Source organism: Chryseobacterium oleae, assembly GCF_900115055.1.
Taxonomy (GTDB): Bacteria; Bacteroidota; Bacteroidia; order Flavobacteriales; family Weeksellaceae; genus Chryseobacterium; species Chryseobacterium oleae.
In genome coordinates, this window is record NZ_FOVD01000002.1 from 590,645 (window position 1) to 606,708 (window position 16,064).

At 37.7% G+C, this 16,064-nt stretch carries 12 protein-coding genes; 5 read left to right on the top strand and 7 right to left on the bottom strand.

The features are described 5' to 3' along the window. Positions 1-79: 79 nt before the first annotated feature. Positions 80-1,060, top strand: a complete 981-nt coding sequence (locus BM143_RS09705) for an EamA family transporter (protein ID WP_090024463.1) — start codon at positions 80-82, stop codon at positions 1,058-1,060. Positions 1,061-1,108: 48 nt separating this feature from the next. Here the strand turns inward: BM143_RS09705 and BM143_RS09710 are convergent, their stop codons facing one another. Then, positions 1,109-2,251 carry a DUF418 domain-containing protein gene (locus BM143_RS09710; protein WP_090024290.1) on the bottom strand — a complete coding sequence of 381 codons (1,143 nt, stop codon included), beginning with the start codon at positions 2,249-2,251 and terminating at the stop codon, positions 1,109-1,111. Between the two features lie 242 nt (positions 2,252-2,493). On the opposite strand from BM143_RS09710, the gene BM143_RS09715 reads away from it, so the two are divergent. Continuing rightward, a complete protein-coding gene (locus BM143_RS09715) occupies positions 2,494-3,489 on the top strand; it encodes an alpha/beta fold hydrolase (RefSeq protein WP_090024464.1) in 996 nt (331 codons plus the stop codon). Positions 3,490-3,854: 365 nt separating this feature from the next. On the opposite strand, the gene rplS is transcribed toward BM143_RS09715, so the two are convergent. Further along, positions 3,855-4,211 (bottom strand): 50S ribosomal protein L19, encoded by a 357-nt coding sequence (gene rplS, locus BM143_RS09720; protein ID WP_034704964.1) that lies wholly within the window; start codon positions 4,209-4,211, stop codon positions 3,855-3,857. Between the two features lie 292 nt (positions 4,212-4,503). Here rplS and BM143_RS09725 point away from each other — a divergent pair, with 292 nt between their 5' ends. Next, the gene (locus tag BM143_RS09725; protein WP_090024291.1) at positions 4,504-7,242 is read left to right on the top strand and encodes a fibronectin type III domain-containing protein; all 2,739 of its coding nucleotides are present in this window, start codon (positions 4,504-4,506) and stop codon (positions 7,240-7,242) included. 109 nt (positions 7,243-7,351) lie between these two features. Here BM143_RS09725 and BM143_RS09730 read toward each other — a convergent pair whose 3' ends face one another. The 3 genes from BM143_RS09730 to BM143_RS09740 all read right to left on the bottom strand — a co-directional run bounded on the left by BM143_RS09730 (position 7,352) and on the right by BM143_RS09740 (position 11,014). Further along, entirely contained in the window at positions 7,352-8,038 is a 687-nt protein-coding gene (locus tag BM143_RS09730; RefSeq protein ID WP_090024292.1) for a DUF3667 domain-containing protein, read from the bottom strand. Positions 8,039-8,765: 727 nt separating this feature from the next. Next, positions 8,766-10,289, bottom strand: a complete 1,524-nt coding sequence (locus BM143_RS09735; RefSeq protein WP_090024293.1) for a toxin-antitoxin system YwqK family antitoxin — start codon at positions 10,287-10,289, stop codon at positions 8,766-8,768. 227 nt (positions 10,290-10,516) lie between these two features. Further along, on the bottom strand, positions 10,517-11,014 hold the full coding sequence (locus tag BM143_RS09740; protein ID WP_090024294.1) for a DoxX family protein: 498 nt from the start codon (positions 11,012-11,014) through the stop codon (positions 10,517-10,519). Positions 11,015-11,175: 161 nt separating this feature from the next. On the opposite strand from BM143_RS09740, the gene BM143_RS09745 reads away from it, so the two are divergent. Continuing rightward, positions 11,176-11,877 (top strand): CoA transferase subunit A, encoded by a 702-nt coding sequence (locus BM143_RS09745; protein WP_034726421.1) that lies wholly within the window; start codon positions 11,176-11,178, stop codon positions 11,875-11,877. A 62-nt stretch (positions 11,878-11,939) separates the two neighbouring features. On the opposite strand, the gene BM143_RS09750 is transcribed toward BM143_RS09745, so the two are convergent. Continuing rightward, entirely contained in the window at positions 11,940-13,742 is a 1,803-nt protein-coding gene (locus BM143_RS09750; RefSeq protein WP_090024295.1) for an ABC transporter ATP-binding protein, read from the bottom strand. A 435-nt stretch (positions 13,743-14,177) separates the two neighbouring features. Between BM143_RS09750 and BM143_RS09755 the strand changes: the two genes are divergently transcribed. After that, complete coding sequence (locus tag BM143_RS09755) at positions 14,178-14,831, top strand: CoA transferase subunit B (protein WP_034726419.1); 654 nt, start codon at positions 14,178-14,180, stop codon at positions 14,829-14,831. Between the two features lie 369 nt (positions 14,832-15,200). Here the strand turns inward: BM143_RS09755 and BM143_RS09760 are convergent, their stop codons facing one another. Beyond that, positions 15,201-16,022: a DUF4197 domain-containing protein gene (locus tag BM143_RS09760; protein ID WP_090024296.1), complete on the bottom strand. Its 822-nt coding sequence runs from the start codon at positions 16,020-16,022 to the stop codon at positions 15,201-15,203. Positions 16,023-16,064: the final 42 nt, after the last annotated feature.

The window sequence follows — 16,064 nt, forward strand, 5'->3', positions numbered from 1 at the left end:
GATTTTATTTATCTATCATAATGACGTCTCAGGGTATTTCAATTATTATGTTGTAACTTTGCAGGCTGTAAAAAAAATTATGAAGAAGAAAAATATACTCAAGGGAGTTTTATTCGTAGGGATCGGGGCCAGTATATACGGAATGCTGGCGACATTTGTGAAAATGGCTTACCATGACGGTTTTACCACTTCTGAAGTGACCACTGCTCAGTTTGTGATGGGGCTGGTTGGGCTTCTGTTCCTGAATTTTATGCAGACGATAACGTCCAAGCAGAAACTTTCGTCACCAAGTGCTAAAGAAGTAAGAATGCTGATGATCGCCGGAACATCTTTAGGCTGTACAAGTCTGTTCTATTATATCGCGGTTCAGTATATCAATGTTTCCATAGCGATTGTGTTGCTGATGCAGTCCGTTTGGTTCAGTGTTGTGGTGGAAAGTATTATCGCAAAGAAATTACCTAACGCAAGAAAAGTGGTTTCCGTGATTATTGTACTGGTAGGAACTATCTTAGCAACAAACCTGATCAATATGGATATTGAACTCGACTGGCATGGGGTTTTCTGGGGCTTAATGGCTGCAGCATCGTATACCATGACCATGTTTACTTCCAATACGCTGGCTACGCATCTTCCGGTATTCAGAAAAAGTATCATTATGCTTTCCGGTGGGGCAATTGTGATATTTGGATTCCTGTTTTTTGCGCAGATAGGGCCAATGTATTTTGATGGCTTAAAATCATTCTACCTTAATTTTACCGAAAATACAGAGCATATTCACTCTTTCAATTATTCCATTTTCTGGACGTACGGATTTGTTCTGGCTTTGTTCGGAACCATTGTACCGCCTATTTTATTCAATGTAGGTTTCCCGAATGCAGGGCTTGGTCTGGGAAGTATTGTTTCATCACTTGAGCTTCCGGTATCAGTGACCATGGCTTTTGTTTTATTAGGAGAAAAAGTCTTGCTGGTTCAGTGGGGCGGGATTATTCTGATCCTTTTTGCGATTGTTCTGATGAATCTTCCGGCAAAAAAAGAATTAAAAGCAGTTGAAGTAGCTTAAAAAAAATCAATAAATTATACAGAAAACCGTTTCTTTTGAGACGGTTTTTTATTTTTTCAAAGGAAATCTTTTTCCATAGCTTAATGACCGCCAAAGCCATTCAAGCAATCCGTAATTGAACCTTTTAAACCACCATCTGCTAAAGAAAATCTGCAGTATAAATACCAGAATGGCTGTCAGAATGTACCAGTGTAATGCCCAATCCGGTTTTAAACAGATGAAGAGAATAAATGCAATAATATTCTGTACAATGTAATGGGTAAGGGTCATTTTACCTGCTATCTGAAGAGCAGAAAAAATATTTTTTACTTTTCCTGCCTGGTTTAGCCAGATAATTCCGGTAGTTGTACAAGTCATTATAGAAAGCACTTCAGGATAAAATAGATTGTAGTAGGTATTGAATGTCCACTCATACTTTTCTATTAAAAGCTGTGAGAAAAAAAGCACTATTGAAAGGCTTAAACTGATTCCGAACAGATTTTTTAAAAACTTTGGGTTATTATTTATCGTATAGAAAAAACGGCTCCGGTGCAAAGCGGCACCCATCAAAAAACAACCCAGCTGTATCAGATGCAGGATAATAGAATAGCTAAGACGCAACATCCACTGATATCTCATCACCAGATTGGCTTTTACATGATCCAGAAACGTATTTTTATCATAGAAGTAATAAAACAGATCCCTGCTTTTAGGGGAAAACAAGAGATGATGTCTTCCCAGAAAGGACTGTAGAAACGGAGTCAATATCAGGATAGTTATCCCAAAAACAAAAAGGTTTCTGGTCTTCAGGGGGTAAAACATGAGCAAGATCAAGCCCATAAAAGCGTAATCATTAAGAATATCACCTCCGAAAAAAAGAGTATTGATAAAAGCGAAAACAAACAGCCACAACATACGTTTGATAAAGAAAGAACTGGCCGGATGACCGCTGTCGCTAATCTTTTTTAGCAGTACTGAAAATCCGAATCCAAATAATACAGCCAGTAAAGTCCATCCTTTTGATCCTAAAATAACCTCTGAGATACTTTCAATAAAAGACGTTAATGGATCGTTTTCTGTTTGAGAAGAATGGGTATTCCAGGTATAGATGGTGGAATAATTCATAATCACCACACTGAATAGAGACCAGCCTCTTAAAATATCAATAATGGGTGTCCGCTGATTCTGTAAGATTGGGCTGTTATCATGCATAAAAAGATATGGTTAAATCATCTGGCAGGAAAGAATAATTCCAGTAAGATGGATTTTATTAGTTTTTTCAAATATACGTTTGTCTTTTTCATCGTAAACATTATGTGCGTTAATGTTTTTATAAAAGAATGGTATAAAATGTAAATTCTATTAAATTTATGAGGAACTCTAAAAAATAAATGCCGGAAAATAATATTTTTGGAGCAGTTTCATTAATTTTAATATCCAAAACAAAGTACTACATGACCTATTTCAGAAAGACAGTAGCTGTAATCATGCTGGCTGCAGTGCCTACCTTCTTATTTTCGCAGACCAAACCACTCGACGCCATATTGTCTGACTATCAATATCCATATGAAGTTCACTATTTAGATCTCAAATCTCAGAATAACGATCTCAAAATGGCTTATATGGATGTACAGCCCCAAAAACCGAATGGAAAAACTATCATGCTTCTCCACGGAAAGAATTTTAACGGAGCATACTGGCAAAAGACCGCAAAAGATCTTTCAGAAAAAGGGTTCAGAGTAATTATTCCTGATCAGATCGGATTTGGAAAATCTTCCAAGCCTCAGAGTTATCAGTTTTCTTTTTCACACCTGGCTGAAAATACGAAAGCTATTTTAGACCAACTTCAGATCGATAAAGCAATCATTCTGGGACATTCCATGGGCGGAATGGTTGCTACGAGATTTACGCTTCTCTATCCGGAGAAAGTGCAGAAACTGATTCTGGAAAACCCAATCGGACTGGAAGATTATAAAACCTTTGCTTCTTATCAGACCATAGACCAGGCGTACCAATCTGAACTGAAAAATACCGCTGAGACTTACAAAAATTATCAGATGAAATTTTATTATGATAATCAATGGAAAGAAGAATATCAGCCGTGGCTGGACCTTATCGCAGGCTGGACACTGCATAAAGATTATCCGCAGGTAGCCTGGGATGCTGCGCTTACTTCGGATATGATCTACAACCAACCGGTCTGTTATGAATTCAAAAATATAAAAACACCGACATTGCTTATTATCGGAACGAGGGACAGAACGGCAATAGGGAAAGACAGGGCACCAAAAGAATTACAGCCTAAAATGGGGCAGTATCAGGAATTAGGAAAAAAAACACAGCGGGAAATAGCCGGATCAAAATTAGTTGAGCTCGAAAATGTAGGACATCTTCCGCATATAGAAGTGTATCCTAAGTTTTTTACTGCTTTGTATGAGTTTATTAAATGAGGTTGAGGTAAAGAATAAGGCTAAGACTAAGGTTGAGATTAATATCAGGCATGAAAATGAATTTCGGCTCAGTCACAAAACGTTGGGAGTGAAATAAAAAATAAATACAATCAAACCTATAAGGTTTCGAAAATATACCTTTCACTTTTTTTTATCTTAAAATGTAAGAAACCCTAAGTTAAAAACGGCTAAGAAACCCAGCCACAACGTGGCGATTTAGCCTAAGATAGGATGCAGTCCTATCAGAGTTCTGCCAATCAGTATACTCTAAAACGAGGCTCCTGAAGCCCCTACCAATTACACCAAAATAAAAAGAGACTACCTGATGAACAGATAGTCTCTTTTTGTATGTATTGTTGTCTGAATTACTTTTTCTTGTAAGCAGCATCCTTGATTCTAGCTTTTTTACCTCTAAGGTCTCTGAAGTAATAAATTCTAGATCTTCTAACTCTACCTCTTCTGTCAACTTCAATTTTCTGAAGTGCAGGCATGTTGATAGGGAATACTCTTTCTACACCTACATCACCACTCATTTTTCTGATAGTGAAAGTTTTTGTAGCGCCAGTACCTCTTAATTGGATAACGGTACCTTTGAAGAACTGAGTTCTTGTTTTTTGTCCTTCTTTAATTTCGTAATACACAGTAATTGTGTCTCCTGCTTTGAATTCAGGGAAATCTTTTTTAGTAATGTACTGATCTTGTACGTACTTTAATAAATCCATTTTTGATAAAATAAAATGTTAAAGCTAAGCAACTTACACGTTCTTCGTCAGAGGTTGAATAACAGGTCGCAAAGATACAAAATACTTTTTGATTCTACCAAATAATTACTGTACTAAAAACTATAATTTTTTCACCCCAAATCTGACGTAAAGTTAACAGTTCCTTTAAGTTCCCATCAGCAATAGTTTACATAGGAAGTCTACTTTTGCCCGAAATTAAAAAATCAGATCATTATTTTTTTAATGGCCTGATTTACAAATCGAAATAAATCTAAAACAAAAGTAAACTATTATGAAACACTATTTCTTCTTTTTCTGTTTTGCCGTCCAGATGGCATTCGGGCAGGCACTTTTTCCCTACCTGCAGAATCCGACGCCCAACTCGATGATTGTCAATTGGAAAACAGCTTCCGACAATGAAACAACCGTGATCTACGGAACATCTCCAACCAGTCTGAACGTGACGGTTACGGGAACCACAAACATTTTTTCCGATACAGGGTATAACAATAACTATTATTACCACACTGCAAAAGTGTCAGGTCTTCAACCCAACACCAAATACTATTATAAAATAAAGACCGGAACTACAGAGTCTGCGGTTTATAATTTCAGAACCCTTCCTCTTCCGGGACAGGCTGCGACGGCAGACGGAAAAATCCGTTTCCTGATCATGGGAGACAACCAGATCAAAGCGGAACCAAGATATGATACGCTTACTCTGAATGCTTTTAAAAAACTAAAGCAGAAATTTGGAGCCAGCACAGATCCTTCGGATAATATTGCCCTTACTTTTATGGTGGGTGACCAGGTGGACGTAGGAACATTGGATCATTATGAAAATGTGCATTTTAAAAAGAACATCAAATTATCACCATATCTTCCTATTCAGACAACGGTAGGAAACCACGAGACGTATGGAACGCTTGGGATGAATTCTTACTATGCCCATTTCTATATCGATGAAATTAAATATAAAAATATCTCATCAGGAAACGAAAACTATTATGCACAGCAGGCTGGAAACGTTTTGTTTGTAAGTTTGAGTTCTGAGCATACAGGTACTGCACAACAAACATGGCTTTCCCAGATTTTAGATGCAGCGAATGCTGATCCTACGGTAGACTGGATCATTTCTTTAAGCCACAGACCTTACCAGGCAGAGCAGTATGTAGGAGATATTTCTACATGGGTGAGAAACAATGCAGTGCCATTGCTGACGACTTCCAATAAATACTTAATGCACGTTGGAGCTCACCACCATTTATACCACAGAGGTCAGTTGAAAGAAACCCCGAATTATCAGATTATTTCCGGAGGTACCGCTTGGGACCAGTATTGGGGAATGTCTAATGAGCAGGATTTTGATGATGTACAGAAAACACTGACTGACTGGACCTACCAGATCGTAGAAGTAGATGTGCAGACCGGAAAAGTAGATATAGAATGCTACTCAATTGGAGGGGTATATAATAAGAAGCAAAACGAATTGGTAGATACTTTCCACCGATATAAAAACCAACCGAAACCTTCAAAGCCTTCTGTTACAAACACCTTTGCTGCATCAGTAACGTTGCCTTTAACGCTTGACGGAAGTACTTTTGCATCATCTAACGGAGAACTTCTGAACACCACACAGTTCCAGATCAGTAAGGCGGCGAACTTTTCAGTTATTGAAAAAGAATTTTACCGTGATTATGAAAACTGGTTTGGGAAAGACGGAAACGGAACACCGGATAAAACGAAAAATTTAAATGCAGGAGTTGATATTACAAAAGCTACTATTGCTGCGAATTCTATCTCAAACGGCACCTATTATGTAAAGGTTCGTTACAGAGACAGAAACCTGGAATGGAGCGACTGGAGTGATGTAAAACAGTTTGAGGTAACTGGAAGTGTGGTTTCCAATCCTACTTTTACATTAGATAAAACTGAATATACACAAGCTGAGCCTATCACAGCTACTTACACCGGAGGACCTGGTAATCAGCAGGACTGGGTAGGAATCTATAAAAAAGGACAGACGCCTGCGACTACAACTTCTCAGGGCTTTATTTACACCAACGGACAAACGGCAGGAACAGCGGTGTTCACGAATGGTCTTGCCAATAAAGGTCAGTATTTTGCAGGTTTCTTTGCTAATGGAGGATATACTGAAATTACGGGCAGAAAGAGTTTCTATGTAGGACCGAAAGTGGTGCTACAGGCTACAGCAGATACGTATCCGGTAGGTGGAACGGTTGTCATCAATTACAGCAGCGGACCGAATTTGGTGAAAGACTGGATCGGAATTTATAAAATGGGGCAGACGCCGGGAACCAATACGGCTACCAAATGGAGCTATGTGACAACACCTGCAGGAACACTGGATTTTACAGGTCTTGCAAAAGGATATTATTATGCTCAGTATCTTCTTGAAGACGGATATACAGGAATCGGAGATAAGGTATTCTTTAAAGTAGGTGATATCGTAACAGATTTGTGGATCAACAAACCGGTCTATACATTAGGTGAAAATATTACCGCTTCATGGACTGATTCTCCTGGAATTATCAAAGACTGGCTGGGGATTTATCCTCAGAGTGTTCAGACGCCGGATGATAACTTTGTTTCTTATACGTATTTCGATGGGGTGACTCAGGGAACAAAAACCATACAGGGAGCAGCACTTCCTACAACACCGGGGAACTATTATATGGTAATGTTTACGAATGACTCTTATACAGAAGTTTCAAACAGAAAACAATTCCAGGTAACATCCGGAACACTGGGAACGGATGAAGTGAAAAGCACAGAGAAAAATGTAGTGATATATCCGAATCCAACGAAACCGGGTGAGCCTACATTCATCAAGAGTGATTATCCAATTGAGAAAATTGAGCTTTTATCAGCATCAGGACAGTTGTTGTATGAATCTAAAAACATCAACAACCAACGTTTCTCTCTTGTCAATGAAAATCTTCCGAAAGGCGTATACTTCGTGAAAGTGCACACAAGAAAATTATTTACTTTAAAACTGGTGATCCAGTAATATTCTAACAACATATTGAAAGAAAGCAGGAAAATTATTTCCTGCTTTTTCTATTTAATATGAACAGGAACAGTAAAATACAAATAACAATGATCATCTCTTTTACTTTTTAATGGGAAATTAAGTTCATTAAAGCTCCTAAAATCATGATCGAAATACCAAATGTGAGCATTCCCAATACATAGGAAACAAGGGCTTTAAAATAACTGGCTACCTTGCCTTTATCGAAAAACTGTCCTACAGACCAGGAAAAATAGACAAACACGATCGCTGCAGCAATCTGCATCAGGTGATATTTTGTGAATCCTTCAACAATGGCAAAAACAGAGAACATCAGCATTTCCATTCCAAGAATAAAACACAGAAGGATCAGTATTTCAAAAAAATTGTAATCGTATTTTCTGAAAAATATTTTTAGCCAAAAAGCAATAAACGCACCCATAATAATATTGGAGTACCCATAATGACTTTGAACCCAATTATTAATGGCATTGAGCTTCGAATCTCCCGCACCATCAATTTTTATATAGCTTTGTTCGATATGAAAAAAGTGATTGATAAGTGTATAGATTAGCGATGTGACAATAATAAATATCACTGGTTTAACAAGCCGGCTTCTGTTTTCACTAATGAAATTTCTGATGTTTTCGCCGGGTCTTATTAGTAATTCTCTGATGGTATACAAAATACCTCTGTCAAAATGTAAAACGTGTTCGATTTCATGGAGGATGTAATGTCCGTCTATTCTTTTCGGTTTTAAATTTTGTCTGCAGTTTGAGCAAAATTCTTCATTCATAGTAGTTTAAGTTTTAAATGCAAAAAAAGATAAATAGTTTTACATACCCTTTACACTTTAGTTTAGTTTTTGAAAATTTTATGTACTTAAACTTTCGCTTCATCCAATCGCATGGTTAAAAAAAGTTCCCGCAGATTCCACAGATTTAGCAAATTTTTTATCCACTCATACACTTCGCTTCATCGAATCAACGAAGTTAATTTCTCCCTTTGCTCCTCTTAAATTTCCAGCAGATTAATTATTCTTTGCGTGAAAAAAAGTCCCACAGATTTCGCAGTTTTTTTTTCAGTCAGACATTTCGCTTCGTCAAATCAACGAAGTTGATTCCTCTTTGCAATCCTTAAATTTCCAGTATATTAATTATTCTTTGCGTGAAAAAAAACCGAGCAGATTCCACAGATTTCGCAGATTTTTTCATGCATTCAGACATTTCGCTTCGTCAAATCAACGGAGTTGATTCCTCTTTGCAACCCTTAAATTTCCAGCATATTAATTATTCTTTGCGTGAAAAAAGACTCGCCCAGATTCCACAGATTTAGCAAATTTTTTATCCACTCATACATTTCGCTTCGTCAAATCAACGAAGTTGATTCCCATTTGCTCCCTTAAATTTTCAGTACAATTAATCATCCTTTGCGTCAAAAAAAACAGAAACAAAGGTTTAAATTTTCCACAAAAAAAATCGGCCATTACAAACAGCCGATTTTTATATTGAAATTAGAATATTTTAAAACTCATACAGAAGATCATCCTCCTGTAAAGCCGTACTCAAAGCACCATAAGTATCCTGTGGTTCAGCATCTGCAAGAATTTTTGAGTCCTGGATAAGTTTTCCCTCCGGAGTATACACTTTCAACAGCACCCATTTTCCGCTGCGCTCCATTTCCTTTAATCCTGATTCAGTTTTATATCTGATTTTTCCGCTCTGAAGAACTCCGTCTTTTACAACGGCTTTATTGCCGGGCTTTCCTTTTGCATATTGTATGATCTGTGCTGTGAAACCTTCTCCTTCTTCCAAAGGCTGGCTGTAGGTATAAACAATGGCTCCTTTATCATCATAAACAGTGGAGTCATATCCGGTTTGCCTGGCATTCATTTTTTTCTCAGATTTTAGCTTTTCACCTTCCCTGAAAGATTTTGAAAGAACTAAAATACCATCTTTATATTGCTGTTCATTAAACTCTTCGTATAAAGTTCCGTTGTAAGGCATATCATCCTTATAGGTTAAAGTGCCTTTCAGTCTTCCGTCCGGATGATAGAATTTCATTTCCTGTACCACATCATCCTTTAAGACTTTTTCAGAAGACAGCTTTCCGTTTTCATCAAAGTATTTGTTCATAATGATGGAACCGTTTTTATAGGTGTCTACCGCTGTGAAGCCGGATAAATCATAATTAAACTGATAGTCTTCGCCGTCCTGAGGCTTATAATAATTGGATTCTTTATCATAAACGTAGGTCAGATTTCCTATTTTTTTACCCGTTTCATCGTAGGTGGTTTTATAACCGTCTTTTTTGCTTTTCTTATCTTCCTGAAGGATTTTTCCGTTTTTTGAATAGATGATACTCTCCTTGATAGTCCCGTCGCTTTTCTGTTTTTCGATTTTGGATACCCTCATCGGATTGTAGTAATAATCTACGGTTACATTGTCATCGGAGTTCCCTGTATTGCTTGTGCCGATGTGTTTTCCTTTATCGCCGTAATATTTAGTTTCGTACTTTCCTTTGCTGTCTGTGGTGATTTCATAGCGGATTCCTTTAATATCTTCATCATAGGCGATCGTTTTGAAATTCTCAGAATCCTCATAGGTAGTAATAGTATTGAAAGAAGAGGATAATTCAGCGTCTTTGTAGGTGTACATTTTTCCTTTAAAGGTACCGTCTGCTTTATACACAAGATCTTCCACGGGTCTTCCTTTTTCATCAAACGTTTGAGCCGGTCCTATCTGTTTTCCGCCTGAAAATGTTGCTGTGCTTACTGTTTTACCTTCAGGGCTGTACCAGACTACTTTTCCTTCATAGACCTCGCTGCCGGGAGTGGCATTGGTAGCAAGACCTTCCATCTGCAGTTTCCCGTTTTTATAAAAATCTTTAATTAAAGTAAGCTTGCCTTTATTTTCAGTTTCACGGTAAAATTCCATTTTGTCCTGAGTGGTTTTCTCCCAGTTTTCGTCAAAATAGATTTTTTCCTGTGCGCCTACACTGATGCTGAGGATCAGAGCAAGAACTGCGGAGGTAAATAATTTTTTCATGTTTTTATTAAAGTTTAAATGATTCAGTAGTGATAATTCGAAGTGGAGTAGAAGGATCAATCTGTATATAAACAACATTAATTGATCACGCCAAATATAAGTCAATTTGCCGAGAAATAAAGGGAATTGAAGGCATAAAACCTCCGTAAAATCACGGAATTTTTTCTGAGAAATTTCACTATAAGAACATGAAAATGGATTGATCTGCCTTTTACGGCTCAGCGTTTTTACAAATAAAAGAAATCCTTCTTTTTCTTTTTGATAAGCATATCGATCCCTAAAGCTTTGTATCCATTAAGAGAAAACATACCCAAAAGCATGATAAACAAAACCTGCGGCAGATAGAAGAAATAGGTAAGCCATGTGAAAGGATCCATAGAACGGGTTCCAACGGCAGGATTTACGGGAACAAGTTCAGTAGGAATAGAGTGAATGTCTTTGGTGAATAATGCCACAAGCATAATGACAATTAATGACAGTGAACTGAATCTGGTTAATAGCCCCAACAATAAAAATAATCCCCAGAACGCTTCATTAAAAGCTACAAAATTAGCCATAAACTGAGGGTTGGAAAAACTAAGACTGCTAATGGTTTTCAGCATATAGCCCTGAAAAACCGGATGGAAAAGTTTATTGAAACCTGTGATAAAAAAGAACAGTCCGATGCTTATTCTGCAAATGACATAAAATAGATCGCCGGGTTTATTGAAAGTATTCTTTTCCATATTATAGAGGTATAAATTAAATTTTTAAATGGTTTAAAGGATTTAACTTAAACTATGATGCCGGAATCCACCAAAAGTTAGATCTGAATTCAAATAAATTTCTGAATAATGCAGATATGAGAAAAATGATTAAATTTAACGGACAGAAAATCTAATATTTCATGATAGATAAAAGAGTAAAAAATGCAAAGGAAGCCATCGAAGGAATTAATGATGGAATGACTTTAATGCTGGGCGGGTTTGGTCTGTGCGGTATCCCTGAAAACTCAATAAATGCTTTGGTAGAAAGCGATGTGAAAGACGTAACCTGTATTTCAAACAACGCAGGTGTTGATGATTTTGGGTTAGGATTGCTGCTTCAGAAAAGACAGATCAAAAAAATGATCTCTTCATATGTAGGCGAAAATGCTGAATTCGAAAGACAGATGCTGTCCGGAGAACTGGAGGTAGAGCTTACACCACAGGGAACTTTAGCAGAAAAATGCAGAGCAGCTCAGGCTGGAATTCCTGCTTTTTATACGCCTGCAGGGTACGGAACAGAGATTGCAGAAGGAAAGGAAGTAAAAGATTTTAACGGAAAACCTCATATCCTTGAACACGCTTACAAAGCAGATTTTTCAATCGTAAAAGCATGGAAAGGAGACTATCTTGGAAACCTGATCTTCAAGGGTTCTGCAAGGAATTTCAACCATCCGATGGCGGGTGCGGCAAAAATTACTATTGCTGAAGTGGAAGAATTGGTAGAACCGGGCGTATTAGATCCTAATGAGATCCATATTCCGGGGATTATGGTGCAGAGAATTTTCCAGGGTGAAAAATTTGAAAAAAGAATTGAACAGAGAACGGTAAGACAGAAAGATTAATTCCTGTTGAAATCCGGTATTGACCATAAAAGAAAAGCGCTGAAATAATTCAGCGCTTTTTTTTATTCCTGTGAAATAAGATTTTTTCTTTCCCCGATCTGTTGTCGCCACATCGCGAAATACAAACCTTTTTCTGCAATGAGATGGCTGTGAGATCCTGTTTCTATCACCTGTCCGCGTTCAAGAACATAGATTCTGTCTGCATGCATAATCGTGCTTAAACGGTGGGCAATAAGAACCGTGATCTGTTCTTTTTCTTTGGAAATATCTTTAATGGTAGAAGTTATTTCCTCTTCTGTGATGCTGTCCAAAGCTGAAGTTGCTTCATCAAAAATTAGTAAATGAGGTTTTCTTAAAAGTGCTCTTGCAATGGCAATTCTTTGTTTTTCTCCACCACTCAGTTTCAGTCCGCCTTCACCAATAACGGTTTCGATACCTTTTTCAGCTCTTTCTAGCAATGCGGTACAGCTGGATTTCTTTAACGCCATTTCCAGATCCTCTTCGGTAGCATTGGGATTGACAAAAAGAAGATTCTCCTTGATGGTTCCTGCAAAAAGCTGGGTATCCTGCGTCACAAAACCAATTTGATTTCTCAGTTCATCAAAATCAAACTCTTTTCCGTTAATACCATTGTAAAAAATATTTCCTTCCTGTGGCCTGTAAAGTCCAACCAGCAATTTAACCAACGTACTTTTTCCTGAACCACTTGGTCCCACAAAAGCAATGGTTTCGCCATTTTTCACATCAAAAGAGATATTATTTAAAGCTTTATACTGGGCCGACTGGTGTTTGAAAGAAACATGCTTAAACTGTAATTCCTCAATAGCCCCGATTTGCTTGGGATGAAGCGGTTTTTCTTCCACTTCTTTCTTCATTAAATTATCAAAATTCTGAAGAGAAGCCTCTGCTTCACGGTAAGAAATAATGATATTCCCGATTTCCTGCATCGGGCCGAAAATGAAAAAACCATAGAACATCAGAGACAGGTATTGTCCCGGAGTGACAATGTTTTTAAAAATCAACAGTAACAACGTCATGGTGATCAGCTGCTGAAGAAAATTAACCATCGTTCCCTGAATAAAACTTAAAGAACGGATGCTTTTCACCTTTCTCAGTTCAAGCCCAAGGATCTTGTAGGTATTGTTATTTAAACGGATCACTTCCTGATTCGTCAATCCCAAACTTTTAACGATTTCTATATTTCTTAAGCTTTCGGTCGTACTTCCTGCCAGAGCAGTAGTTTCCGAAACAATATTTTTCTGAATGCTTTTGATTCTTTTACTCAATAAATTGGTGATGAAAGCAATCAGGAAAATTCCGCAGATATAAACAGGCATAATCGACCAGTGTAAACGGATCGCATACACGGAAACGAAAATGATACTGACTAAAATTCCAAAGAAAATATTAATAAAGCTGGTGATGAATTTTACGGTATCTTCTCTTACTTTCGTTAAAATAGATAAAGTTTCACCACTTCTCTGGTCTTCAAATTCCTGATAAGGCAATGCCATTGAATGTTTCAGACCATCTGTAAAGATTTTCGCACCAAACTTCTGAGTAATTACGCTTACGGCATAATCCTGAAAAGCTTTGGCGATTCTGCTCACCATCGCCGTTCCGATAAGCAATCCCAGAAAGTAAAAAACACCGTGATAAACACCACTACCGTATAAATATTGATTCAGGTTTCTCGGCAGGAGTTTTTCCTTGTCAAAAAAGTTGGGATGTGTCACCAGCTGATCCAGGATATTACCTGTAATGGCAGGAGCAAATAAAGAGAAAACCTGATTAATGGTGGCCAGCAGCAAAGAAAGTGCGATCAACCATTGGTAAGGCTTAAGGTATCTTAAAAGTATTTTCATTCTAGTAAATAATGCTGCAAAATTAGAGATATTATTTTGACTTCTGGTATTTACGTGAGCTCTGGTTTAGAAAATTAATATTATGTGGCTGAAAGCTTAAAGTTGCGGGGTACGCGGTGCGAGTTTGAGTGTCGGATAGCTATGAAGTAAGAGGGTTTGAGGGTTTTAGAGTAAATGAGTTTGGAAGAGGGTTGTCAGTTGTTGGTTTGTAGTAATTAAGCTGATGGATAATCGTCTCATTTTTGACATCTTGAGTCTTATTTCTTAACTATAATCAAAAGACGATAATTTGAATCTTCGGCACAATCCCTGCCACCTGCTACCTAATATCTGCTACCTAGAACCTGCCACCTACCTCACCTTTATCTCAACCTTAGCAACAAAGCCCTTTTGTATTCAAGTGAAAAGAATTAAATTGCAGTCTAAGTTTTTATTATGCTTACAAAAGAACAAATTGCTAAAAGGATTTCAAAAGAACTGAAAGACCGATATTATGTAAACCTGGGAATCGGAATCCCTACATTGGTGGCTAACTATGTTCCGGATGGTATTTCCGTAGAATTTCAGAGTGAAAACGGAGTGCTCGGAATGGGTCCTTTCCCTTTCGAAGGGGAAGAAGATGCCGACATCATCAATGCCGGAAAACAGACCATCACCATCCTGCCGGGAGGCTCATTTTTCGATTCAGCCTTCAGTTTCGGGATGATCCGCGGTCAGAAAGTAGATCTCACCATCCTTGGAGCGATGGAAGTTTCTGAGAACGGAGATATCGCCAACTGGAAAATTCCGGGAAAAATGGTTAAAGGAATGGGTGGAGCAATGGACCTTGTAGCATCTGCAGAAAATATTATCGTTGCGATGATGCACGTGAACAAAGCAGGAGAAAGCAAGATCCTGAAAAAATGTACCCTTCCGCTGACTGGCGTTAACTGCGTGAAAAGAGTCGTAACCGAATTAGCGGTACTAGACGTGACTCCTCAAGGATTCAAGCTGGTAGAAAGAGCACCGGGTGTTTCAGTGGAGCACATCGTAAAATCTACAGAAGCAGATCTGATCATCGAAGGTGAAATTCCTGAAATGCAATTTTAGATAAAACAAAAACCTTGTCATTGACAAGGTTTTTTTATTGAAAAATATCTTTTGAACCATTATAATTGACGTAGGAAATCGTAGCGTTAAGAAAATAAAATCTGCGAACGTTAAGAAAATTCTACTGTTTGAAGCGCGACACAAAATTCAAATCGAATAACCTGTATAGAATTCGCGCGAGTTTAGAATTTTTAGTGAACAGAATTTATTTTTAGCGAAGAGTTCCAGGTCTTGAACTTTTGTTTCTTTTGTTTCAAGACAAAAGAAAATAACCTTTTTTATGTTTTCAGTTTAAGTTCAACACAACATCGCTGAAAAATCTTAATTAGAAGCTCTAACATCTAATATCTAACATCTAACTTCTCATATCTATTTCCCATCCTGCGCCCCAAAAACCTTCTGTAAAATAGAAGTCGTTCTCATTGCAGGCGTATTTCTGATTCCGCTTTCCTTTTCCGCGACCATTTTGAACACCCCATTGATGGTTTCTGTTGTTACATATTCATTAAGATCAGTCGTTACAGCCTGTCCTGTAAATGTGTTGTATTTGGAGATCAGGTTTTTCCAGACCGTATCAGCGCCTACTTTTCCTAATGAAGCTTTCACTTTGGGCTGAAATGCGGTAAACAGCTGGCTTTGCGTTTTGGTCTGTAGATAATTGGTTGCTGCGTTATCACTGCTTAACAAAATATTTTTAGCATCCGTAATTGTCATGGATGTGATCGCTTTTGTAAAAATAGGAGCGGCTTCAGTTACGGCATCTTCAGCAGCTCTGTTCAATAATTTTACCCCTTCATCAGCAAGACTTCCCATTCCCAGAGAGCGGAGTGTGGTATCGATCTTTCTAAGTTTTTCGGGCATTAAAATTTTTACGGCTTCATTTTTTAAAAATCCGTCTGTCAGAGCTAGTTTCTTTACACCATCAGTCACTCCAAGGCTTAATGCTTCCTTTAATCCTGAAGAAATCTGTGTTGAAGTAAGACTTCCAAGATTGATAGGAGACGTTTTGGTTGGAGTTGTGGTAGTAGTAGTTGAAGTCGTCGCTGTGGTTGCAGGTGTTTTAGGTTTTGACGGATTGTCAAGATCAACACCGGTTTTAGTTTTAACCGTAGATTTGATGATATCTAAGAGCTGTGCCTGTGAAGAAATTGAAAATAATAATCCTGCGGCCAGTAAAATGCTTTTTCTCATTGTATTTTTTTTGCAAATTTAGATGTTTTATTATTTAATAAG

Bases quoted from the DNA above. Each gene is read 5' to 3' on its own strand.
- BM143_RS09705 (WP_090024463.1), top strand. From the start codon at position 80: ATGAAGAAGAAAAATATACTCAAGGGAGTTTTATTCGTAGGGATCGGG.
- BM143_RS09710 (WP_090024290.1), bottom strand. From the start codon at position 2,251: ATGCATGATAACAGCCCAATCTTACAGAATCAGCGGACACCCATTATT.
- BM143_RS09715 (WP_090024464.1), top strand. From the start codon at position 2,494: ATGACCTATTTCAGAAAGACAGTAGCTGTAATCATGCTGGCTGCAGTG.
- rplS (WP_034704964.1), bottom strand. From the start codon at position 4,211: ATGGATTTATTAAAGTACGTACAAGATCAGTACATTACTAAAAAAGAT.
- BM143_RS09725 (WP_090024291.1), top strand. From the start codon at position 4,504: ATGAAACACTATTTCTTCTTTTTCTGTTTTGCCGTCCAGATGGCATTC.
- BM143_RS09730 (WP_090024292.1), bottom strand. From the start codon at position 8,038: ATGAATGAAGAATTTTGCTCAAACTGCAGACAAAATTTAAAACCGAAA.
- BM143_RS09735 (WP_090024293.1), bottom strand. From the start codon at position 10,289: ATGAAAAAATTATTTACCTCCGCAGTTCTTGCTCTGATCCTCAGCATC.
- BM143_RS09740 (WP_090024294.1), bottom strand. From the start codon at position 11,014: ATGGAAAAGAATACTTTCAATAAACCCGGCGATCTATTTTATGTCATT.
- BM143_RS09745 (WP_034726421.1), top strand. From the start codon at position 11,176: ATGATAGATAAAAGAGTAAAAAATGCAAAGGAAGCCATCGAAGGAATT.
- BM143_RS09750 (WP_090024295.1), bottom strand. From the start codon at position 13,742: ATGAAAATACTTTTAAGATACCTTAAGCCTTACCAATGGTTGATCGCA.
- BM143_RS09755 (WP_034726419.1), top strand. From the start codon at position 14,178: ATGCTTACAAAAGAACAAATTGCTAAAAGGATTTCAAAAGAACTGAAA.
- BM143_RS09760 (WP_090024296.1), bottom strand. From the start codon at position 16,022: ATGAGAAAAAGCATTTTACTGGCCGCAGGATTATTATTTTCAATTTCT.